Source organism: Pseudomonas sp. A2, from assembly GCF_023100865.1.
Classification (GTDB): domain Bacteria; phylum Pseudomonadota; class Gammaproteobacteria; order Pseudomonadales; family Pseudomonadaceae; genus Aquipseudomonas; species Aquipseudomonas asiatica.
This window is the reverse complement of sequence record NZ_CP039127.1, coordinates 3,240,390-3,263,597: the sequence shown is the minus strand read 5'-3', so window position 1 is coordinate 3,263,597 and position 23,208 is coordinate 3,240,390. Positions and strand designations below refer to the sequence as shown.

Sequence of the window (23,208 nt, the reverse complement as noted above, 5' to 3'; positions counted from 1 at the left end):
GTCGGCAAGAAAAGAAGTTCTGACAGGAATAAAAAGGAACCGCGGCACCAGGGAGAGGAGCACCGCGGTTCAAGGGGGGAGCGATCTACTGCTGGGTCACAGTGGCCACGTTCGCGCTGCCCAGCTGGCTGATGGTCGCGGTCTGGGTCACACCGCTCTGGTCGACATACGCCTTGTTGCCCTGGCCTCCCTGGGTCACGTAGGCAATGTTGTAGCTGTCAACCTGCTTGATGTTGGCTTCGTTGCCGCTACCGTACAGCTGGTTGGTGTAGCTCTGGTTGCTGTACCCGGACTGGTCCAGGTTGATGACGTTGCCGTTGCCCTGGCTGTTGCCGTAGGCATAGTTGTCGGTGCCACGCTGGTCGGCGATCAGGATGTTGTCGGTGCCGTTCTGTTCGAAGTACAGCTCATTGTTCATGTCGGCCTGCTTGGTCTCCATCTGGTTGCCGGTGCCTTTCTGGGTCAGCGTGGCCAGCTGGTTGTCACCGTTCTGGGTCAGGTTGGCGCCGTTGCCATTGCCATTCTGGTTGATGGTGGCAGTCTGGTTGGTACCGAACTGGCCGCCCATCTTGGCGCCTTTCCAGTTGCTGGCGGTGACGCTGTTGCCAGTGCCCTTGGTGTTGATGGTCAGGTTGAGGTTTTCACCGTTCTGGTAGGTGAAATGCACGTTGTTGCTACCAGTCTGGGTGATGGTGGTGGTGGAGTTGCTGGTCTCGAACTGGTCCGACCAGCTGGCGTTGGCCGTGCCCTGTTGCGACAGGCTGACCTTGTTGTTCATGCCGAAGCTCTGGTCGATATAGCCTTCGTTCATCTGGCCGGACTGGGTCACTGATGCCTGGCTGGCGGTCTGGTTGTCCTGCCACACTTCCACCGAGTTGCCGCCACCGTACTGGCCAATGCCGATGGTGCCGCCGGTGCCGTCGCGCTGGTCGCCATACGCCCAGTTGCCCGTGCCGTCCTGGTAGACCTGGATATCACCATCGACGTAGCTCAGGTGCTCGGCGGCGGCGTAGTTTTCCTGGCCGGTCTGGTTGATGCTGCTGCGGTTGTTGCTGCCACCAAAGATCTGCTCGATGAAAGCTTCGTTGCGCTGGCCGGATTGCCAGGTGGTGGCCTTGCTGCCTTCCTGGCTTTCCTGCCATACGGTCGAGGCGTTTTGCGCGCCTTGCTGGGTTTGCAGCGACTGGTTGCCCAAGCCCAGTGACTGGCTGGCGAAGGCATCGTTGTAGCTGCCGCTTGCGTGCTGGGTGACCTGGCTGCCGTTCTCGAACAGCTGGTCGGCGTAGCCTGCGTTGTATTGGCCGTTGGCGCTCTGCTGGATATCGCTGGTGCTATCCGATTGCACCGCCAGGTGGTTATTGCCCTTGCCGGTCTGGGTCTGGGTGGCCGAAGCGAATGGCGCCAGGGACTGGCTGACTTCAGCGATGTTTTCCTTGCCATCCTGGGTCTGGGACGAGGTGCTGTCAGCAGCCATGGCCTGACCTGCGAGGGCCAGGACGATAGCGGCACTTAACGGAGCGAGCTTGTACATGGGGGTGCCTCCAGGTCTATCGGTATTGGGTTATCTGCACGTGCTGACCATTGCCGGCCTGGGTCACGGAGCTGTTCAGGCCGGTGCCGGACTGCACGATGCTGGCGCTGTTGTCGTTGCCGATCTGCTCGATGGCCGCACTGTTGCTGCTGCCGGTCTGGCGGATCGACGCGCTGTTGCCATTCCCCTGTTGGCTGATGAGGGCCATCAGGTCACTGCCTTCCTGCAAGATGTACGCTTCCTGCGCGCCACCGGCCTGGACGATGCGGCCCAACAGGGCCTGGCCGTTCTGGTCGAGGGCGGCGCGGTTGCCCGCGCCTTGCTGCTCGATCACCGCAGCCTGGCCGGCGCTGGCCGGCAGCAGGCGGATGATCACCGGTTCGCCGAGGTCGTTGCCGGGTGCGAGGTCGGCATTGTCCAGCAGGTCCTCGGCCCAGCAGGCCTGGCCCACCACAGCCAGGCCGAGCAGCAGGGAGTACAGGCGTCTCATTGCAACCTCCGGCCTTTACTGCACGGTTACGTTGACGGTGCGTGTGGTGCCCTGGCTGGTGGTGATCGTCGCCGTCGGTGCCGCAGTCGGGATGATCGTGGTGCTGTTGCTCACCGCCAGGCGCCAGCGGCCGGTCAGCGCCACCGTGGCGGTGCCAAGGGTCTGCACGCCGGTAGTGGTGGTTACCCGCACGGTGACGGTATTGCCGGTGGTGACCGACGAGGTACCGCTGAGGTCCCAGTTGTAACGGTTGTTGGAGCGCGCCGTGACCGTGGCTGCCGTGACCGCGAAGGTTTCGGCGGCGGGCCGTGGCGATACGTTGACGGTGACGGTGCCGGCGTTGGACAGGGCCCCCAGCGAGTCACGAGCCTGGTAGGTGAAGGTAGTGGTGAAGGCCGTGGTCACCGTGGCCGGTGGGGTGTAGGTCACCGTGGTGCCGTCGGTACTGACGGTGCCCCGGCCGGCAGCCGGCTGGGTGACGGCAGCAACGCTCAGCGGTACGTTGCCTTCCGGATCGGTGTCGTTGGCCAGCACGTTGATGGTCAAAGGCACGCCCAGGGTGGCGACCGTTTCCGGGTTGGCGGTCGGGGCCTGGTTGGGCGCCACGTTGATGGTGACCGTGGCCGGTTCCGACTTCAGGCCCTTGGCGTCCACCGCCCGGTAGCTGAAGGTGGCCACCACGGGTTGCGTGGCCCCGGCTGGCGGGGTGTAGGTGACCGAGGTGGTGCCGTTCATCACCACGCCGCCAAGACCGGTACCGGGTTGGGTAAGGTCGCTGATGGTCAGCGGTACGTTGCCATCCGGGTCGCTGTCGTTCTGCAGCAGGTTGAGGGTGATCGGGATGCCCACGCTGGTACTGCCGGTATCGGCCTGGGCCAGCGGCGGCTGGTTGGCCGCCTCGACCGGCGCGTTGCCGACCACGACTACCGGTTCGACATCGCTGCCGCCGCGTGCCGACTTCACCGTGATGGTGGCTGGTGGCTGCGGCACGTCGTTGACGGTCAGGCTCTGCAGCGTGCCCGCCTTGGACAGGCGACCGTAGCCTTGGGCGATCAGGTCCGGGACCGCCACTTCGTCACTGGAGCTGGCCTCGATCAACAGGCGCTTGTTGGCCCAGTCGTAGCGTGCGGTGCCGACCTTGACCACGTCGGTGAGCTTGCTCGACAGCGCGGTTGGCTGGGTACCGCCGGCGCTGTCGCTGGCGGTGACCACCACCACAGCAGGCGGTGCTTCCTGGCCGAACTGCTGGTGGAAGAACAGCCCGTTGTTGTCGGCGGTGAGGGTGTACTGGCACGGCGAAGGCGGGGTGCCGACCAGGGCAATGCCATTGCGCATGCACAGGCTGGCTGCGCTGGGCGCCTTGGCGAACACTTCCGTACGGGTGCCGGTGGCATTGCGCGAATAGGTGGCGCGTTCCAGGCTGACCGGGGTCTGGGCCCGTTGGTCGAGTACCTTGCCTGAAACAGTGAAGGTGTTGGTCTGGATGGTGCCAGCGGGGCCTTGAATGCGCACGAAGTTGGTATTGAAGGGGCTACCGGTCACCGCCTCGGTGATATTGGGGTCGCCGATGTAGGTTTCGATGGCGCCGGTATCGGGGTTGACCTCGGTGTAAGGCCCGCCAACACCCTTCAGCCAAGGGCCGATCGCCCCCGCCAGCGCTCCCCGGAAGTTGCCTGGTGCGCCAATGCCAATGTCCCGGGTGATGTTGATCGCCCGACGCCCCGCCGTGGTGACGTTGACCGTCTCCACCCCGTAGGGATGGGTGATTGTGTAGGTACCGGTACTTGGAACCGAAGCACGGATGCGGATCCGGGCGAAGCTTTGCTGGTCACCATCGACAGGGTTTTCGGCGGCGAAGGCAGCCTCCACCCCGGCTACATAAACCTCCAGTTCATAGCCGCTGTTGCCGACCTGCGGAATGGTGGTTTCCGCCAGGAACCAGAACATCTCGGGAGGCCAGTTGTCCGGGAACACCAGCGGCAGGGTATCGTCATAGATGCCGGGCTCGGGCAACAAGGTACACATGTAGGCCGGTGCCCCCGGCGCGCCTGGCGCACGCGTACTGGTAGCACGGGACTGGCACAGCTCCAGGGACTGGTCGAGGCTGTCCTTGTACCACATCGGATAGCCACCGGTGGCGAAGGTGTAGGGCCCCGGGTCGACATCGGACAGCGCGGCAAACGCGGCGCTGGTAACGGTAAGGGAGAAACCGGCGGCCAACAGCGCACGGCGCGACCAAGTGTTCATGCTGCCTCCTTGAAGGCTGAGCCTTTGTCTGTTCATGGCACCAGCACCACGTCTTCGGTGTCGCTACCGCCGTTGGTACTGGTGACCTGCACCTTGGCCGGCGGGATCGGCGAGAGGCTGGTGCTCAGCGTCTTCACGGCGCCTGTGCCGCTCAGGTTGCCGATCAGCGTGCCGTTGCCGGTGTGTGCGGTGAGCACTGGCGGCGAGGTTTCGTCGCTGGTGCTGGCCACCAGGGTCAGCTCGCCGGTGGACAGACGGAACTGGGCCTGGGTGATAACGACCAGGTCGGTCAGCGGTACATTGGTGGTGGTCAGGCTGCTGGCAGGGATCGCCACGCTGTTGTCGGCGGTCAGCGTCAGGATCGTCCCGGCGGCCGGGTCGAGCACCGACTGGGCGTACCAGGCACCGGTACCGTTGGCCTCGGTGAGGTTCAGGTTGGGTGTCTGGCTGGTCAGGGTGACGCTGGCCGGTGGCGGCGGGGCCATCACGAAGATGTCCTGCTGGGCGCGCAGGTCGCCGTTCTCGGTATGCCGCGAGTAGGTACTGCGTTGCGGCATCAGCGGGGTTGGCAGGGTCACTTCGGAAAGCTTGCCCGAAACCGCGAACAGCTCGGTGCGCAGGTCGATGCCGCCGGGGCCTTCGATGCGCACGTAGTTGGTATTGAAGGGGCTGCCGGTCACCCGTTCTTCCAGGTTCGGGTCGCCGATGAAGCGCTCGCTGCCTTCGGTGTAGGGGCCGTTGACACTGCGCAGGAACGGCCCGACATCGCCTTTCAGGGCGCCGGTGAAGTCGCCTGCGCCGGCAATGCCGATGTCGCGGGTCATGTTGATCGCCCGGCGCCCGGGCGCAGGTACGTCGAACACTTCGACGCCGTAGGGGTGAGTGACCACGTAGGTGCCGGCGGTTGGCACGTCGACCCGGATACGCACCCGGGCGAAGCTGACCTGGTCGCCGTCGACCGGTTCTTCGGCGGCAAATGCCGCTTCGATCGCGGTGCCGTAGCTGAGGTCGATGCCGCGGGTGGCGTCGACGATGGCGGCGTCGGCGGTGAACCAGAACGCCTCGTCAGGGAAGTTGGTGGGGAAGACAATGGGTTGGGTATCGTCGAACACGCCGGGGGTGGGCAGCAGCGTGCACATGTACGAAGGTGCGCCGGGTGCGCCAGGCACACGCGAGCTGACCGCCTTTGTCAGGCACAGGTCGAGGGTACGACCGTGACTGTCCTGGTACCAGGCTGGGAAGCCACCGTTGGCGGGAACATAGGCGCCTGGATCGACAGCGTTCAAGGCAGCCTGCGCCGGGAGTTGGAGCATGCCGGCGAAAATGGCCAATGCCAGCGGGTGGGGTATCGGTCGGTGCATGAGACATTTCCTCCTGCAAACGGGCCCATGGACTTGGGGCGTCTGGCAGGAGATCGGCAATAGGCGTGCCAAGGCAGAAAAAATGTGCTGCAGCCCTTGCAGGGCAAGGGATCCAATTCTCGTGCAAGGGCGATTGCAGGGGGGGGCGTTGGGCACCGTGTCCCCAAGGTTGGGGACTGGGGCAGGTGGTACCGACCCAATCAATTGAACGCGGCCCTGTAGGTGCTGTCTTGCGGCGAATACCCCATGTAGCCAGCCAAGGCAGGTCGGCCGCAAAGCCCGCCAGCCCTTTGAAATCAAGCCTGAAACCGGTTTCAAAACATTTCTGAACGCGCTAGATTATCCGGCTGTTTTCTTGATGGCCCATCAAGACCACCCCCCATATTGAAAATCAGATGGCGCTTTTCAAGGCCGCACACAGCCGATGAGGATTCGCAATGCCTGAGCATGCCCCCGACAATCCGCGCAGGGACTTTCTGCGCAAGACCTTGACCTTGATCCCTGTGGTCACCGTGGCCAGCACGGGGCTTGGCGTGGGTGCCAGTCAGCTGCTTGCGGCCCCGCAACACGAGCCCAAAGTGCCGGCCACGCCGCCAGCAGGCAACTACCAGCCGACTTTCTTCACTGCCGAGGAGTGGGCCTTCGTGCAGGCTGCCGTCTCGCGCATCATCCCGGCCGACGAACTTGGCCCTGGCGCACTTGAAGCCGGCGCTGCCGAATTCATCGACCGGCAGATGAACACCCCCTACGCAACTGGCGCGCAGTGGTACATGCAAGGCCCTTTCAAGGCCGACGCCGCGCCCGAACTGGGGTACCAGCTGCAACTCAGCCCGCAACAGATCTACCGCCTGGGCATCGCCGCCGTGGATGGCTGGTGCAAGGCCAATTCCGGGCAAGTTTTTGCTGCGCAAGATAGCGCTACCCGAGACCGCATTCTCAGCAAGGTCGAGGCTGGAGAGCTGGTTTTCGACGCCGTGCCAGCCAAGGTGTTCTTCAGCCTGCTGGTGCAGAACACCCGTGAAGGGTTCTTCTGCGACCCGATCCATGGCGGCAACAAAGGCATGGTCGGCTGGACCCAGATCGGCTTCCCCGGCGCCCGTGCCGATTTCATGGATTGGGTCGAGCGCAACGAGCCTTACCCGTTCCCCGCTGTTTCGATCCGTGGCGAGAGGGCCTGAGGCATGACGACCGTGATGAAGAAAGTGGACGCGGTGATCGTGGGCTTCGGCTGGGCCGGCGCGATCATGGCCAAGGAACTGACCGAGGCGGGGCTGCAAGTGCTGGCCCTGGAGCGGGGGCCGATGCAGGACACCTACCCGGAAGGCAGCTACCCGCAGGTGATCGACGAGCTGACCTACAGCGTGCGCAAGAAGCTGTTCGTCGATGTGTCGAAAGAGACCGTCACCATCCGCCACGGCATGAACGACGTGGCGCTGCCCAATCGCCAGCTCGGTGCCTTCCTGCCGGGCAAAGGTGTAGGTGGCGCAGGCCTGCACTGGTCGGGCGTGCATTTCCGGGTAGACCCTATGGAGCTGCGCATGCGCAGCCACTACGAAGAACGCTACGGGCGCAAGTTCATCCCCGAAGACATGACTATCCAGGACTTCGGGGTCAGCTATGAAGAACTGGAACCGCACTTCGACTTCGCCGAGAAGGTGTTCGGTACCTCTGGCCAAGCCTGGACCGTCAACGGCCAGGTCGTTGGCGAAGGGAAGGGCGGCAACCCCTATGCGCCAGACCGTTCCAGCCCGTTCCCGCTGCCTTCGCAGAAAAACGTGGTGTCGGCCAGGCTGTTCGAAAAGGCGGCGGCCAGCCTGGGCTACAAGCCCTACAACCTGCCCTCGGCCAACACCTCCGGCTCGTACACCAACCCGTACGGGGCGCAGATGGGGCCATGCAACTTCTGCGGTTTCTGCAGCGGCTACGTGTGCTACATGTACTCCAAGGCCTCGCCCAACGTGAACATCCTGCCGGCGCTGCGGCAGGTGCCGAACTTCGAATTGCGGCCCAACGCCCATGTGCTGCGGGTGAACCTGGACGACAGCAAGCGCAAGGCCACCGGCGTCACCTACATCGACGCCCAGGGGCGTGAAGTGGAACAGCCGGCCGACCTGGTGATCCTGGCGGCATTCCAGTTCAACAACGTGCGCCTGATGCTGCTGTCCGGCATCGGCAAACCGTACGACCCCATCAGGAACGAAGGCGTGGTCGGGCGTAACTTCGCCTACCAGAACATGGGCACGGTCAAGGCGTTCTTCGACAAGGACACCTACACCAACAACTTCATCGGCGCCGGTGGCAACGGCATCGCCATCGATGACTTCAACGCCGACAACTTCGACCATGGCCCGCACGGCTTCGTCGGTGGCTCGCCGATGTGGGTGAACCAGGCCGGCACACGGCCGATTGCCGGCGGCGCCACCCCGCCTGGCACACCGGCCTGGGGCAGCGCCTGGAAGAAGGCCACCGCCGATTACTACACCCACCAGGTGTCGATGGACGCCCACGGCGCCCACCAGTCCTACCGTGGCAACTACCTGGACCTCGACCCGACCTACCGCGACGCCTATGGCCAGCCGCTGCTGCGCATGACCTTCGACTGGCAGGAAAACGACATCAGGATGAACCAGTTCATGGTCGACAAGCTGAGCAAGATCGCCCAGGCGATGAACCCCAAGACCATTGCCGTGCTGGGCAAGAAGGTCAAGGACCACTTCAACACCGCCAGCTACCAGACCACCCACCTGAACGGCGGCGCGATCATGGGCACCGACCCGAAAACCAGTGCGTTGAACCGCTACCTGCAGAGCTGGGACGTGCACAACGTGTTCGTTCCGGGGGCCTCGGCGTTCCCCCAAGGGCTGGGCTACAACCCGACCGGGCTGGTGGCTGCGCTGACCTACTGGTCGGCCCGCGCCATCCGCGAGCAGTACCTGAGAAACCCTGGCCCGCTGGTTCAGGCTTGAGGAGCGATGCGCATGAAGACAATGTTGATCGCAACCCTGCTGGGTGCCAGCGTGGCTGCACAGGCTGCGCCGAATGATGATGCGCAGGTGCGCCAGGGCGAGTACCTGGCCCGCGCCGGCGACTGCGTCGCCTGCCATACCGCCAAGGGCGGCAAGCCGTTCGCCGGTGGGCTGCCGATGGAAACACCGATCGGCACGGTGTACTCCACCAACATCACCCCGGCGGCCAGTGGTATCGGCCAGTACAGCTTCGAAGACTTCGACCAGGCGGTGCGCAAGGGCATCGGCAAGGATGGCAGCACCCTGTATCCCGCCATGCCATACCCGTCCTATGCGCGCGTCAACGAGCAGGACATGCAGGCGCTGTATGCCTACTTCATGAAGGGCGTGGAACCGGTCGAGCAGCCGAACAAGGCCACCGATATCCCTTGGCCGCTGAGCATGCGCTGGCCGCTGGCGGTCTGGCGCGGGTTGTTCGCGCCAGAGGCCAAGCCCTGGCAGGCATCGGCGGCAGCCGACCCGGTGGTCAACCGCGGTGCCTACCTGGTCGAGGGCCTGGGGCACTGTGGTGCGTGCCATACGCCGCGGGCGCTGACCATGCAGGAAAAGGCACTGAGCCCACAGGATGGCGAGCAGTTCCTGGCCGGCAGTGCACCGCTGGAAGGCTGGATTGCCAAGAACCTGCGTGGCGACCACAAGGACGGCCTGGGTAGCTGGAGCGAAGAGCAGCTGGTGCAGTTTCTCAAGACTGGCCGTAGCGACCGCAGCGCCGTGTTCGGTGGCATGAGCGACGTGGTCGAGCACAGCATGCAACACATGAGCGACGCCGACCTGACCGCTATCGCCCGCTACCTGAAGACGTTGCCGCCAAGCAACCCTGACGACCAGCCGCACGTGTACGACAAACAGGTGGCGGATGCGCTATGGAAGGGTGACGACAGCAAGCCCGGGGCGGTGGTGTACATCGACAATTGCGCGGCCTGCCACCGTACCGATGGCCAGGGCTATACCCGCGTGTTCCCGGCCCTGGCCGGCAACCCGGTGGTGCAGACGGCGGATGCCACATCGCTGATCCACGTGGTATTGGCGGGGGGCACGGTGCCGGCGACGCACGCGGCACCGTCGAACTTCAACATGCCGGCGTTCGGCTGGCGCCTGAGTGACCAGGAGGTCGCCGAGGTGGTGAACTTCATTCGCACCAGTTGGGGTAACCAGGGCAGTGCCGTCACTGCCAGTGACGTGAAATCCCTCCGTTAACTGCATCCCTCTGTCTGCACCCCCGATCCACTGTGGGAGCGGGTTTACCCGCGAATGCGTCGGCACATCCAAAATCGCATTCGCGGGTGAACCCGCTCCCACAGGGTTTTGCATTTACTTTTCTATATTTATCAGTTAGTTAAAGAGAATTCTTATTACATTTACTATGCATGGATATCGCACTCCCGACCAACGGCATGTTGACGAACGCGTGCGTTTTTGCTGTATTGAAACCGGTTTCATCGCGATCACAACAATCATAAGGACAGCCCATGACCGACGCGCCTGCCCATGCCCGCGAACGGGTCACCATCAGCGAAGTAGCGCGTGTCGCTGGCGTTTCCAAGGCCACCGTCTCCCGTTACATCGGCGGTGACCGCCAGTTGCTCGCCGAAGCCACCGCCAAGCGCCTGGAAGAGGTCATCGAGCGCCTCGGTTACCGCCCCAACCAGATGGCCCGTGGCCTGAAGCGCGGCCAGACGCGCCTGATCGGCATGCTGGTGGCCGATATCCTCAACCCCTATTCAGTGGCCGTGATGCATGGCGTGGAAACAGCCTGCCGCCAGCATGGCTACAGCCTGGTGGTGTGCAACACCAACCGCGACGACGAGCAGGAGCGTCACCATCTGGTGGCCCTGCAGTCCTACAACGTCGAAGGGCTGATCGTGAACACGCTTGGCCATCACCCCGGCGAATTGCTCAACCTGCAGCGCGACATCCCCATGGTGCTGGTCGACCGCCAGTTGCCCGAACTGAATGTCGACCTGGTGGGCCTGGACAATGCCGACGCGGTCGAGCAGGCCCTCAACCACCTGCAAGCTCAAGGCTACCGCGACATCCTGGCGGTAACCGAACCCCTCGATGGCACCAGCTCGCGCCTGGAGCGAGTACAGGCGTTCGGCACCTCGGTCAGCCGTCGCCCCGGCATGCGCCAGCAGGTGCTGGAAATCGGCGCCGGGCTGGATGGCCAGCTGGCTTCGTTCCTCGCCGGCGGGGGTCATGGCCCGCAGGCCATCTTCACCTTCAACGGTGTCGCCACCCTGGCCGTGACCCGGGCCCTGCACGAAGCAGGGCGCAATCTGTTCGTGGACGTCGGGCTGATCGCCCTCGACGACCTCGAGTGGTACCCCTTGGTCGGCAGCGGCATCACTGCACTGGCCCAGCCCACCGAGCGAATCGGCGTGGCGGCATTCGAGAGCCTGCTTGGCCGCCTGCGCGGCGACAGCGGGGCAGCCCGGCGCATCGACTTCAAGGCCGAGCTGATCATCCGAGGTTCAACCCAGCCACAGTAATCACAGGCAGGCGCCTGCGTGCCTGCTGTCATCAAAAAATGAAACCGGTTTCATAAGGACAAGAACAATGCACTCGAACCCCGTTTCCATCAGCCTCTCCAGCTACGGTGCCGACTTTGTCCGGCAGCGTGGCCAGGAGCAATTCCTTGACCTGCTGGCTGCCGCCGGCGTTACCCGCGTGGAGCTGCGCGAAGAACTGTTCACTTGTGCGCCGGACACTGCAGCGCTGGCTGCAGCCATTGCCGCGCTGCGCCTGGAGTGCCTGTATTCCTCGCCCCTGGAGCTGTGGACAGCACAAGGCGTGCCTGACCCGCAATTGGCGCAAAAGCTGGAAACCGCCCGCGCCCTTGGCGCGGTCGTGCTCAAGGTTTCCCTGGGCCACTACCATGCGGGCTGTGACGTCGCGGCCTTGGCGACGCTGTTGCCGGCGCATGGGCCATTGCTGCTGGTGGAGAACGACCAGACCGCGCAAGGTGGACGGATCGAACCCCTGCAGCAGTTTTTCCAGCGCGCCGACGAGCTCGGGCTGACCCTGGGCATGACCTTCGACATCGGTAACTGGCAGTGGCAGGGCGAGCCTGCCCGACATGCCGCACGCCAGCTGGGCCGCTGGGTGCGCTATGTGCACTGCAAGGCCGTGCAGCGCCGGGCCGATGGGCGCCTGGTTGCCGTACCGCCAGAGGCATCGGACCTGCAGGAGTGGGCCGAGCTGATGGCCGAGTTCACCCCTGGCGTGGTACGCGCTGTCGAGTACCCGCTGGTGAGCGACGATCTGCTGGCGCTGACCCGAGCCCAGGTGCGCGACCTGGCAGCGCTGGGGCAGGGCGTATCGAGTGAGGAGTTGAGCCATGCATGAGCATGACGTGTTGTGTTTCGGCGAGACCATGGCCATGTTCGTCGCCGAGCAGGCCGGCGACCTGGCCAGTGTCGGCCAGTTCGGCAAGCGCATCGCCGGCGCCGACAGCAACGTGGCCATCGGCCTGGCGCGGCTGGGCTTCAAGGTCCGTTGGCTGAGCCGGGTGGGCGACGATTCGCTGGGCCGTTTCGTGCTCGACAGCCTGCGCCGCGAAGGGCTGGACTGCTCCGGCGTCGAGGTGGATGCCAGCTACCCCACCGGCTTCCAGCTCAAGGCCCGCTGCGATGACGGCAGCGACCCGGCGGTGGAGTACTTCCGCCGTGGCTCGGCGGCCAGCCGGCTGTCGCCGGCGCTGCTGCGCCCGGGTTCTCTGCAGGCCCGCCACTTGCACGCCACCGGCATCCCGCCGGCGCTGTCGGACGGCTGCCGGGCGCTGTCCCATGCGTTGATGGACGCCATGCGTGCCGCCGGGCGCAGCACCTCGTTCGACCCCAACCTGCGTCCCTCGCTATGGCCTGACCAAAACAGCATGGTGCGCGAAGTCAATGCCCTGGCGGCCAAGGCCGACTGGGTGCTGCCAGGCCTGGAAGAGGGCCGCCTGCTGACCGGGCAGTACACCCCGGCAGACATCGCCGCTTTCTACCTCGACCAAGGGGTGGAACTGGTGGTGATCAAGCTGGGCGACGCCGGTGCCTACTTCCGCACCGCCAAGGGCGAAGGCCAGGTGGCGCCAGTGCCGGTCAGCCAGGTGGTAGACACCGTTGGCGCCGGCGATGCCTTTGCCGTCGGCGTGCTCAGTGCGCTGCTGGAGGGCCACCCGGTAGCCGAGGCAGTGGCGCGTGGCAACTGGTGCGGCAGCCGCGCCGTGCAGTCGCGTGGCGACATGGAAGGGCTGCCGCTGCGCCATGAGCTGCAAGCCCACGACCTGCGCAGAAGCGCCTGAACACTTGACCCCGAAACACCTGTTGCAACAAAAACAACAAGCTCAGGAGAAACGAACCATGCAAAGCCAAAGCCTGGCACCTCGCCGCTGGTGGTACATCATCCCGATCGTGTTCTTCACCTATAGCCTGGCGTACCTGGACCGTGCCAACTACGGGTTCGCCGCCGCTTCCGGCATGGCTGAAGACCTGCATATCACCCCCGCACTGTCTTCGCTGCTGGGGGCACTGTTCTTCCTTGGTTACTTCTTCTTCCAGGTGCCTGGCGCCATCTACGCCGAAAAGCGCAGTGTGAAGAAGCTGATCTTTGTCTGCCTGATCCTCTGGGGCGGCCTTGCCACGCTCACGGGCGTGGTCAGCAACGTCTACATGCTGATCGCCATCCGCTTCCTGCTCGGGGTGGTGGAGGCGGCGGTGATGCCGGCCATGCTGGTGTACCTGTGCCACTGGTTCACCCGCGCCGAGCGTTCGCGCGCCAATACCTTCCTGATCCTCGGCAACCCGGTGACCATCCTGTGGATGTCGGTGGTGTCGGGCTACCTGGTCAAGCATTACGACTGGCGCTGGATGTTCATCATCGAAGGCCTGCCCGCCGTCATCTGGGCGTTCTTCTGGTGGCGCCTGGTGGATGACCGCCCGGCCCAGGTGAACTGGCTGAGCGCGCAGGAAAAGGCCGCCCTTGAGCAGGCGCTGGCTGCCGAGCAGCAAGGTATCAAGCCGGTGAAGAACTACCGCGAGGCGTTCCGCTCGCCGCAGGTGATCATCCTTTCGCTGCAGTACTTCTGCTGGAGCATCGGTGTGTATGGCTTCGTGCTGTGGTTGCCGTCGATCCTCAAGCAGGCGGCCAACCTCGACATCGTGCAGGCCGGCTGGCTGTCGTCGGTACCTTACCTGGCGGCGGTGCTGGGCATGGTGGGTGTGTCGTGGGCGTCCGACCGCCTGCAGAAGCGCAAGCGTTTCGTCTGGCCGCCACTGCTGATCGCCGCCGTTGCGTTCTATGGCTCCTACGCCCTGGGCAGCGAGCACTTCTGGCTGTCGTACGCGTTGCTGGTGGTCGCCGGCGCCTGCATGTACGCACCCTATGGCCCGTTCTTCGCGATCGTGCCCGAGATCCTGCCGGCCAACGTCGCCGGTGGTGCCATGGCACTGATCAACAGCATGGGCGCGCTGGGCTCGTTCGGCGGTTCGTGGCTGGTGGGTTACCTCAATGGCGTCACCGGCGGGCCTGGTGCCTCCTACCTGTTCATGTGCGGTGCGCTGCTGGCCGCAGTGGCGCTTACCGCCGCACTCAATACTTCCCAGACATCCGGCCGGGCCAAGCGCGGCAACTCGCGTCTGGCCATGAACCATTAGGAACCTGTGCAATGAAGAAGCGAATCGTCCTGTACAAACGCCTGTCCGACGACTTGATGGCACGCCTGCAAGAGCGCGTCGAGGTGACCTGGGTGGATACCTCCCAGCCCGATGGCCTGGCCCGTCTGCGCGATGCCTTGCCGGGGGCGCACGGGCTGCTGGGAGCCAGCCTGCGCCTGGACGCCAGCCTGCTCGACCTGGCGCCACAGCTTGAAGTGGTGTCCAGCGTTTCGGTCGGTGTCGACAACTACGACATCGCCGAACTCAGCCGGCGTGGCGTGATGTTGACCAACACGCCCGACGTGCTGACCGAAACCACCGCCGACACGGGCTTCGCCTTGATCCTGGCCACCGCCAGGCGGGTGGTGGAGCTGGCGAACTGGGTGCGAGACGGGAACTGGCAGGCCAACCTCGGCCCGGCGCATTTCGGCAGTGATGTGCACGGTAAGACGCTGGGCATCGTCGGCATGGGCCGCATCGGCGAGGCCCTGGCCCGGCGCGCCGCGGCCGGTTTTGGCATGCGTGTGCTGTATCACAGTCAGCGTGCCAAGCCAGAGGTGGAGGCGCGCCATGCTGCGCGTCAATGCAGCCTGGATGAGCTGTTGCAGCAGGCGGATTTCGTTTGCCTGACCGTACCGCTGAGTGCCAGCACCGAAGGCCTGATCGGCGCGCGGGAGCTGGCGCTGATGAAGCCCCAGGCAATCCTGGTGAACATTTCCCGCGGGCGCGTGGTGGATGAGCCAGCGCTTATCGAAGCGTTGCGTGCCCGGCGCATACGCGGCGCCGGCCTGGACGTGTTCGTGCAGGAGCCGCTGTCGGCGCAGTCGCCGTTGTTGCAGCTGGACAACGTGGTGGCGACCCCGCATATCGGCTCGGCGACCGAGGAAACCCGCCAGGCCATGGCGCGCTGTGCGGTGGACAACCTGCTCAGTGCCCTGGCTGGTGAGCGCCCGGCCAACCTGGTGAATGGCTAAAGCCAGGTCCACAAACCTGCGCGGCTCCCACAGGTATGGCGCATTCCTTCAGCAGGTGGGGTTTCTGTGGGAGCGGCCTTGTGTCGCGAAAGGGCTGCAGGGCAGCCCCGGAGTCAATGCGATTCTGAACGCTGCGCCTGCGCTGGCACAGCACTCTCCACCGGCTCCAGCGGTGGGTGCTCCTGCGCCGCGTGCATCAGGTCTTCGGTCACCCGCAGCTCCGCACCGGTCGGCGAGAAGGTGGTCGAAGCTGTGAACGGAGCCGGGTGTTCTGCCGCCGGGCGCTTGCCTCGGCGCCACATGAAGAAGCACACCATGGCCAGGTTGACCACGGCAAAGGCCCAGAACAACCCGGCCTCGCCAAACTCGGTCATCATCGGCGAAATGGCCACCGGCGCCATGGCCGAACCCAGCGAGTTGATCAGCAGCAGGCCCTGGATCATCGGCACCAGTGCATCCGATGGCGCGCGGTCGGCCGCATGGCTGACCGCCACCGGGTACAGGGTGAACACGCCACCACCCAGCAGGAACAGCATCGCCGGCAGCAGGATCGAGTCAGACGGCAGGAACACCGTGACCAGCGACAGCAGCACGCACAGCCCGGCCAGGGCGATCAGCACATCCTGGCGGTCCTTGCGGTCGGACCAGCGCCCGACCGGGTATTGCAGCAGCATGGCACCCAGAATTACCCAGGCCATCATGTTGCCGACCTCGCCCACATCCAGGCCGATGCGCTGCAGGTACAGCGGCAGCAGGGCATAGATGCCGGCAATGGCCACACCCGAACCGAAGCAGCCGACCAGGCCCGACGGCGCAACGCCCAGCAACTGGCGCGGCTTGAGCGGTTCGACCTGGTCCAGCAGTGGCGACACCCGCGGCAGGATCACGATGGGCAGTACCGACAGGGCGGCGAGTACGCCGGCCAGCATGAACGGTGCGGTGTCACCCATCTGGGTGATTTCGCCAAGGCCGGCCTGGGCGATGACCCCGGCGCCGTAGAAGGCGATCATGTACAGCGCCAGCAAGCGGCCGCGGATCTTGGCGTCACCGGCCAGCAGCAGCCAGCTTTCGATCACCAGGAACACGCCCACTGCCGCCCAGCCGTTGATCAGGCGCAGCACCGACCACCAGGTGACGTCGTAGAACAGGCCTTGCAGCAGGATGGTCACGGCGATCAGCGAGGCGAAGCTGGTGTAGGCGCGGATATGGCCGATGCGCAGGATCAGCCGGTCGTTGAAGATGGCACCCAGGGTCAGGCCGATGAAGTAGGTCGAGGAGACCACACCGATGGTGGTGGCTGATTCGCCGGCAGCGCCCAGGCGCAGGGTGGTAAGGGAAGACATGAAGCCGTTGCCCAGGGCAATGATGAACAGCCCGAGCAGGGGCGCCAGCGCCATGGCCAGCAAACGCGGAGACATAGGTACCTCTAGTTGGATGAGCGGAATGAGCGCCTTTTCGGACGCGCACACCGGCTCGACCCGAACGGGGCCGAGTGGCTGCACGGATGTGCCTGGGCTGGATGCGACGTTGCCGGTTGCCACCGTTCAAGGCGACGGGCGAAAAGGAAGCGCGATTCTACGGGCTTGCGCGGTTTTGCCCAAGGGGCTTGGGTGTGCGACGAGACGCCGCAGCCTGTGGGCGACACGAATGCGTCTTGGGCGGACATCCCGGGGCCGCAAAGCAGCCCCGGCAATCCCGAAGACTGCGGCATAATGCGGGGCCCACCCCCAAGGAAGGCCCCCCATGTTCGCTTCGCTGTTCGCCGTCCTGGCCCCGGTTTTCATCGTCGCCGGCATCGGCTATGCCTGGGCCCGCAAGGGCCTGGACTACCCCACCGAATTCATCGCCCGGGTGGTGATGACCGTCGGCACCCCGTCGCTGGTGCTGTCCACGCTAAGCCGCACCGAGCTGGACCCGAACGCTTTCACCAGCATGGCCATGGCCTGCCTGCTGTGCACCTTGGGCATGGCCCTGGCCGGCTTGCTGGTGTGCCGCGCTTCGGGCATGCACTGGCGTGTGCTGTTGCCGGCGTTCATGTTCCCCAACACCGGTAACATGGGCCTGCCGATCAGCCTTTATGCCTTTGGCGAACACGGGCTGGCCCTGGCCGTGGCGTTCTTCCTGACACTGTCGATCGTCCAGTTCACCCTCGGCATGGCCATTTCCGGTACTGCGGCTTCGTTCAAGGCACTGCTGCGCAACCCTATCGTGATCAGCCTGGCCGGTGCCATGCCGATCATCTTTCTCGATTTCGAGTTGCCGCGCTGGCTGGCCAATACCGCAGACCTGCTGGGCGGCATTACCATCCCGCTGATGTTGCTGACACTGGGCGTGTCGCTGGCCAGCATTCGCCTGCGCCATGTGGGCAGCGGCATGCTGCTGGGCGGCTTGCGCATTGGCCTGGGGGCAGCCGTGGGCTGGGCGGTAGGTGCGGCGCTGGGCATGGGCAACCTGGAGCGTGCGGTGCTGGTGGTGCAGTCGGCGATGCCGGTGGCGGTGTTCAATTACCTGATGGCGGTGCGCGCCAACCGCGAGCCGGAGCAGGTGGCGAACCTGGTGATGTGTTCCACGGTGCTGTCGTTTGCCTGGTTGCCGGTGGTGCTGGCCTGGTGGATGTAAGTCTGTACCGGCCCTTTCGCGGGTAAACCCGCTCCCACAGGTACTGCGCAGGTCTCAAGGCCTGTGATGGACCTGTGGGAGCGGGTTTACCCGCGAAGAGGCCGGCACGGCAAACGGCTATTTCTCCTGCAACCGCCACCCCTGGCTGGTCAGCACCATCGCCCGGGTTTCCTTGAGCGGTGCTTCATTGCTGGCCACCGCCTTGCCCAGTTCGGCAATGCTGGCCTTGACCCCGTCATCCCCGGCCCAAGCCGGTAACCCGGTGATCTTGTAGGCATAGGTCACATTCGACATCTTCTGCCCGGTCACCTCGCTCGGCTCACTGAACTGCTCGATGGCGGTGACCTGAGCCTTGCCGAAGCACAGCCCGTTATCTGCCTTGTAATACTTGCGGCCTTCGTCGGTGAGGTCATAGGCGTAGTAGATGTCCGTGCGTGCCGCTTGCCACAGGCGGGCGGGCACCTCGGTGCGCGAGATCTCCTTTTCGCTGACCACACCTACCTGGGCCAGGGCATGCAACGCCTTGTTGGTGCCATGGACGTCGAAGTCCTGGGTTCTGGTGGGGAATGAACTGATGACGAAGCAGTGTGGGTACTGGGTATCGAGGTAGGCCTGGGCGGCCTTCTGGAAACTGGCCTCGCTGGTTTCCTCGCTGTTCGAGCAACCGGCCAGGGTTGCCAACAGCGCCAGCGGCACGATCTTCCTGTACATGGTGACACTTCCTTGAGTGACAAAGGCAAACGGGTCGTGCGCGATTAGAACCTACGGGCTAGAGCGGCGCAATCATGGCAAGACGGCATCTCTGCATGTGCTTCGCTGGCCTCTTCGCGGGTAAACCCGCTCCCACAGGGTCACCACAGATCTTGCAAGCTGTGTAAGTACCTGTAGGAGCGGGTTTACCCGCGAAGAGGCCGGTGCAGGCGCTACAAGGCCTTGGCCAGAAACGCCGCAGTGCGGCTTTCAGCACACCCGGCCACCACCTGTGGCGTGCCGCTGACCACCACCTGGCCCCCGGCATCCCCGGCCCCAGGCCCGATGTCGATCACCCAGTCGCTCTGCGCGACCACCCGCATGTCATGCTCGACCACCACCACGCTGTGCCCGCCATCGACCAGGCGGTTGAGCTGCACCAGCAGCCGGTCGATGTCTTGCGGATGCAAGCCGTTGGTAGGTTCGTCAAGTACATACAGCGTCGCCCCGCGGGCCATGCGCTGAAGCTCGGTGGCCAGCTTGATGCGCTGCGCCTCGCCGCCGGACAGTTCGGTGGCCGGCTGCCCCAGGCGCAAATAGCCCAGGCCGATGTCCTGCAGCACCTGCAGGCAGCGGCGCGCCGCTGGCTGCTCGGCGAACACTTGCAGGGCCTGGTCGACGGTCAATTGCAGCACCTGCGCGATGTTCATGCCTTGCCAGCTCACCGCCAGGGTTTCCGGGTTGTAGCGAGCGCCATGGCAGGTCGGGCAGGGCGCATAGACGCTGGGCATGAACAGCAACTCGACACTGACGAAGCCTTCGCCCTCGCAGTTCTCGCAGCGCCCCTTGGCAACGTTGAAGGAGAAACGCCCGGCATCGAAGCCTTGTGCCTTGGCCTGTTCGGTGGCAGCGAACAGCTTGCGTACATGGTCGAACAGGCCGGTGTAGGTGGCCAGGTTGGAACGAGGCGTGCGGCCGATCGGTTTCTGGTCGACCTGCACCAGGCGCTTGATGCTGCCAAGGCCGGCGCTGACAAACCCGCCGCTGGCCTGTTCGGGTTCATCTTCCAGGCTCTGCTCCTCAGGCCCGCTGCGCAGGTCGGCATGGCCCAGGTGCGCCCCCACCAGCTCCAGCAGAGCCTGGCTGACCAGGCTCGACTTGCCCGAGCCGGAAATACCGGTGACGGCGGTAAAGCAACCCAGCGGGAATGCGGCACTGAGGTCGTGCAGGTTGTTGCGGCTGATGCCTTCGAGCCTCAGCCAGTCGCGGGCCTGGCGTGGTGTGCGCGTGGCCTGGGCCGATGTACTGAACAGGTAGGCCCGGGTGCATGACTGCTCGACCCGGGCCAGGCCGGCGGGCGGCCCGCTGTAGAGAATGGTGCCGCCATGCTCGCCAGCGGCAGGCCCTACATCCACCAGCCAGTCGGCGCGACGCATGGTATCCAGGTCGTGCTCCACCACATACACCGAATTGCCAGCCTGCTTCAGGCGCTGCAGCGCTTGGAACAGGGCTTCGCTGTCGGCCGGGTGCAAGCCGGCCGACGGCTCGTCCAGCACGTAGATCACACCGAACAATTGCGAGTTCAGCTGGGTGGCCAGGCGCAGGCGTTGCAGCTCCCCAGAGGAAAGGGTAGGGGTGCTGCGCTCCAGGGCCAGGTAGCCCAGGCCCAGGTCGAGCAGGGGGCCGATGCGTTCGAGCAGTTCGTTGGCGATGCGTTGCGCGGCGAGGCGTTTTTCCAGGGTCAGGTTGCCGTCGTGCTGCTCCAGATAACCTGGCGCAGCAACCTGACGGAACACCTCGGCCAGCGCCTGCAACGACAACCGCGACAGCTCGCCTATGTCGCAGCCGGCGAAGGTTACGTCCAGCGCCTCACGCTTGAGGCGCTTGCCCTGGCACTGCGAGCATGGGCTGGGGCGCATGTACTGCGACACACGCTTGCGCATCTGCGCGCTCTGCGAGTGCATGAAGGTGTGCAGCACGTAGCGCCGGGCACCGCTGAAGGTGCCCTGGTAACTCGGCTCGAGCATGCGCTTGAGCGCAGCGCGGGTCTGCGCCGGGGTCAGGCCGGCATACACCGGCACCGTGGGTGTTTCTTCGGTGTAGAGAATCCAGTCGCGTTGCTGCTGGGGCAGGTCGCGCCAAGGGGTATCGACGTCATAGCCCAGGGTCACCAGAATGTCCCGCAGGTTCTGCCCCTGCCAGGCCATCGGCCAGGCCGCTACGGCCCGTTCGCGGATGGTCAGCGACGGGTCGGGGACCATGGTCGCTTCACTCACTTCATAGACCCGCCCCAGCCCATGGCACTCCGGGCAGGCACCTTGCGGGGTGTTGGGCGAGAAGTCCTCGGCATGCAACATCGGTTGCCCGGCCGGGTAGCTGCCGGCGCGGGAGTAGAGCATGCGGATCGAACTGGACAGGGTAGTCACGCTGCCCACCGAGGAACGTGCACTCGGCGTGCCGCGTTGCTGCTGCAGGGCCACGGCCGGCGGCAAGCCTTCGATGGCGTCGACGTCCGGCACGCCGACCTGATCGATCAGGCGCCGGGCATAGGGCGCCACCGATTCGAAGTAGCGGCGCTGGGCTTCGGCGTAGAGGGTGGAGAAGGCCAGCGAGGACTTGCCCGAGCCGGACACCCCCGTGAATACCACCAGCGCGTCGCGAGGGATATCCACATCGATGTTCTTCAGGTTGTGCTCGCGGGCGCCACGAACGCGAATGAAGCCGGTGGGGGCGGGTGAACGTGGCGGCATCTGAGCGGTCCTTGGCGGTTGAGAGCACTCACGTTAGCAGTATTTGTGGTGGCTGTACCGGCCTCTTCGCGGGTAAACCCGCTCCCAAAGGGACCGCGTACAACCTGGGTGGGAGCGGGTTTACCCGCGAAGAGGCCGGTGTAGCCGATACAGCATCAGGATCTTGGCTCGCGGGTGCCCAGCACGTCGCGAATGTTGTCCACCACGTTGCTGTCCTTGATCACATCGCTCAGCCAGCCTTCCAGCGGCATGTTGCCCCACTTGATGGCGCGTTCGATCAGGTAAGGCACCGGGCTTTGCGGTTCGCTCTGCTTGAAGAACTGGGCGATACCCGCAAGCATGGTGAAGGCTTCGTCGCGGGTCAGTGGCGTCGTGCGCATCGGCGCAGGCGTGGTGGCCTGGACGGGTGTGTTCATCGGTTCACCTGCTTCGCTGGTGGGGGCAACAGTGGCTTCGGGTTCTGCCGCTGCCACAGTGGCGGGGTGCAGTTCGACACCGCGGTCCTTGAGCAGTTTTTCAGCCAGCTGGCTGGCGCGCGACAGCATGTCGGCAAGGCTGGCAAAGCTGGGCGCCTCATGGCCGAACAGGCGGTCGGCACTGGCTTGCAGGGCTTTGCAGGCCTCCAGGCTGGCGGCGATCTGCAGGGCCTTGGTGCGCAGGTGTTCGGTGTCGCTGAGCGCCACCGAGCGCTGGAAGATTTCGGCGTTGATCTTGCCTTCGTTCAGCGCGGTCTGCATTGCCTTGGGGTTCTGCAAGGCAAGGTTTTCTACGTAGCGTGATTCGTCATAGCGCAACACGCCAAAATTCTGCCCTTGGGTAATGGGCAAGCCACCGGCAATGTCGGTGAGCGTGGTCTTCAGCCAGGACAGCCGCGCAGCGCGTTCGTCCAGGCCATCTTCGAGTGTTGGGTACAGCGTGTCCCAGAATGCTTCCAGTACCTGTTCGGTCAGCCGAAGGCCAAAGGTGATGCCTTCGAAATGTTCACGCTGGGCCAACCCTTCGCTGAGCCAGGCTACCAGCATCAGGTCCTTGCTTTGCTGCGCCAGCCCTTGGGCTGACAGGTTGACCACCTGCTCCCAGTCGGCGGTCTTCAGGTCAGTTTGCCAGTCGCCCTGGGTCAGGTAGTCAGGGTCTGCCCGGCGCGCCTCCTTGATCTGGTCGAACAAGGCAGAGAAGCTCAAGTCTTCGCCACTGCCACCCTCGATGGGTGCGGTCAGCGTTGCCAGCGAAAGGTCATTGAGGATTTCAGGCATAAAACACTCTGGTCATGGCAGATGAACAGCGTGCCAGGTCACCTGGCACGCTGTGGGATGTGGGCCGCCGTAGCGGCCCCCGGGTACGCAGGTTATCAGGCAAACACTTTGTTCGCGGTGCGGTCCCAGCCGCCGACGATGTTGCCGCCAGCCTGGCCGTCGGTGCGGTTCTGCTGGGTGTAGGTGGTCTTGATGCGGGCGAAGTTGAAGCTGATTTCTTCGACCGGCAGGTCGCTCACAGCCTTGTCTTCACCGTTCTGGTTGCCACCGGCGATGAAGCGCACCGAGGAGACCACGACTTCTTCCATGTCGATGGTCAGGTACGTGACCTTGTCACCACCGGCACGGTTCACGTTCAGCTTCAGCTTGGCGATGTGCTTGCCGGTGCAGCAGTGTTCGAACAGCTTGGCCGAAGCCTTGTCCACTGCCTTGCGGATCTTGAAGTCGCTCAGCGCAACACGCTCGGAAGATGCACCGCCCGAGGAGCTGGCAGTAGCCGAGGTGGCCTGGGTGGCGCCGTACTCGTAGCCCAGCACTTCGATCCAGTCCTTGTGCTTGTCATCCAGTACTTCGCCCGGGATACCGTCGATTTGGATATACGCGTCAAATGCCATTGTGAAACTCTCCA

Annotated in this window: 18 protein-coding genes; 9 read left to right on the top strand and 9 right to left on the bottom strand. The window is 64.5% G+C overall.

The genetic code is table 11. The annotated features are described in order from the left end of the window. Positions 1-85: 85 nt before the first annotated feature. The 4 genes from E5221_RS15180 to E5221_RS15165 are packed head-to-tail and all read right to left on the bottom strand — an operon-like array spanning position 86 to position 5,629. Entirely contained in the window at positions 86-1,531 is a 1,446-nt protein-coding gene (locus tag E5221_RS15180) for a curlin (RefSeq protein WP_061552540.1), read from the bottom strand. Between the two features lie 16 nt (positions 1,532-1,547). Next, complete coding sequence (locus tag E5221_RS15175; protein ID WP_015270514.1) at positions 1,548-2,021, bottom strand: curlin-associated protein; 474 nt, start codon at positions 2,019-2,021, stop codon at positions 1,548-1,550. Between the two features lie 15 nt (positions 2,022-2,036). Then, a complete protein-coding gene (locus E5221_RS15170) occupies positions 2,037-4,268 on the bottom strand; it encodes an Ig-like domain-containing protein (protein WP_247845901.1) in 2,232 nt (743 codons plus the stop codon). A 32-nt stretch (positions 4,269-4,300) separates the two neighbouring features. Continuing rightward, positions 4,301-5,629 carry a hypothetical protein gene (locus E5221_RS15165; protein ID WP_061552537.1) on the bottom strand — a complete coding sequence of 443 codons (1,329 nt, stop codon included), beginning with the start codon at positions 5,627-5,629 and terminating at the stop codon, positions 4,301-4,303. A 437-nt stretch (positions 5,630-6,066) separates the two neighbouring features. On the opposite strand from E5221_RS15165, the gene E5221_RS15160 reads away from it, so the two are divergent. From E5221_RS15160 to E5221_RS15125, 8 genes are all read left to right on the top strand, one after another. Next, positions 6,067-6,807, top strand: coding sequence for a gluconate 2-dehydrogenase subunit 3 family protein (locus E5221_RS15160; RefSeq protein ID WP_061552536.1), 741 nt, complete (start codon positions 6,067-6,069; stop codon positions 6,805-6,807). 3 nt (positions 6,808-6,810) lie between these two features. Then, on the top strand, positions 6,811-8,595 hold the full coding sequence (locus E5221_RS15155; protein WP_247845900.1) for a GMC family oxidoreductase: 1,785 nt from the start codon (positions 6,811-6,813) through the stop codon (positions 8,593-8,595). A 12-nt stretch (positions 8,596-8,607) separates the two neighbouring features. Next, positions 8,608-9,852, top strand: a complete 1,245-nt coding sequence (locus E5221_RS15150; protein WP_247845899.1) for a cytochrome c — start codon at positions 8,608-8,610, stop codon at positions 9,850-9,852. A gap of 272 nt (positions 9,853-10,124) precedes the next feature. Next, complete coding sequence (gene ptxS / locus E5221_RS15145) at positions 10,125-11,144, top strand: transcriptional regulator PtxS (RefSeq protein ID WP_247845898.1); 1,020 nt, start codon at positions 10,125-10,127, stop codon at positions 11,142-11,144. A 67-nt stretch (positions 11,145-11,211) separates the two neighbouring features. After that, entirely contained in the window at positions 11,212-12,000 is a 789-nt protein-coding gene (locus E5221_RS15140; RefSeq protein WP_247845897.1) for an AP endonuclease, read from the top strand. Next, the gene (locus tag E5221_RS15135) at positions 11,993-12,943 is read left to right on the top strand and encodes a sugar kinase (protein WP_247845896.1); all 951 of its coding nucleotides are present in this window, start codon (positions 11,993-11,995) and stop codon (positions 12,941-12,943) included. The genes E5221_RS15140 and E5221_RS15135 overlap by 8 nt, the downstream gene beginning before the upstream one ends. 58 nt (positions 12,944-13,001) lie before the next feature. After that, positions 13,002-14,294, top strand: a complete 1,293-nt coding sequence (locus E5221_RS15130) for an MFS transporter (protein ID WP_039613684.1) — start codon at positions 13,002-13,004, stop codon at positions 14,292-14,294. Between the two features lie 11 nt (positions 14,295-14,305). Further along, the gene (locus tag E5221_RS15125) at positions 14,306-15,268 is read left to right on the top strand and encodes a D-glycerate dehydrogenase (RefSeq protein WP_061552530.1); all 963 of its coding nucleotides are present in this window, start codon (positions 14,306-14,308) and stop codon (positions 15,266-15,268) included. A 113-nt stretch (positions 15,269-15,381) separates the two neighbouring features. Here the strand turns inward: E5221_RS15125 and E5221_RS15120 are convergent, their stop codons facing one another. Further along, positions 15,382-16,686 carry an MFS transporter gene (locus E5221_RS15120; RefSeq protein WP_247845895.1) on the bottom strand — a complete coding sequence of 435 codons (1,305 nt, stop codon included), beginning with the start codon at positions 16,684-16,686 and terminating at the stop codon, positions 15,382-15,384. 325 nt (positions 16,687-17,011) lie between these two features. Between E5221_RS15120 and E5221_RS15115 the strand changes: the two genes are divergently transcribed. Next, positions 17,012-17,887 carry an AEC family transporter gene (locus E5221_RS15115; protein WP_247845894.1) on the top strand — a complete coding sequence of 292 codons (876 nt, stop codon included), beginning with the start codon at positions 17,012-17,014 and terminating at the stop codon, positions 17,885-17,887. A gap of 117 nt (positions 17,888-18,004) precedes the next feature. Here the strand turns inward: E5221_RS15115 and E5221_RS15110 are convergent, their stop codons facing one another. The 4 genes from E5221_RS15110 to E5221_RS15095 form a co-directional block, all read right to left on the bottom strand. Further along, entirely contained in the window at positions 18,005-18,598 is a 594-nt protein-coding gene (locus E5221_RS15110) for a hypothetical protein (RefSeq protein WP_061552529.1), read from the bottom strand. Between the two features lie 212 nt (positions 18,599-18,810). Further along, the gene (gene uvrA / locus E5221_RS15105) at positions 18,811-21,327 is read right to left on the bottom strand and encodes an excinuclease ABC subunit UvrA (protein WP_247845893.1); all 2,517 of its coding nucleotides are present in this window, start codon (positions 21,325-21,327) and stop codon (positions 18,811-18,813) included. A gap of 155 nt (positions 21,328-21,482) precedes the next feature. After that, positions 21,483-22,580 (bottom strand): type VI secretion system protein TssA, encoded by a 1,098-nt coding sequence (gene tssA / locus E5221_RS15100; RefSeq protein WP_003260519.1) that lies wholly within the window; start codon positions 22,578-22,580, stop codon positions 21,483-21,485. Between the two features lie 95 nt (positions 22,581-22,675). Further along, a complete protein-coding gene (locus E5221_RS15095; protein ID WP_039613679.1) occupies positions 22,676-23,194 on the bottom strand; it encodes a type VI secretion system tube protein Hcp in 519 nt (172 codons plus the stop codon). Positions 23,195-23,208: the final 14 nt, after the last annotated feature.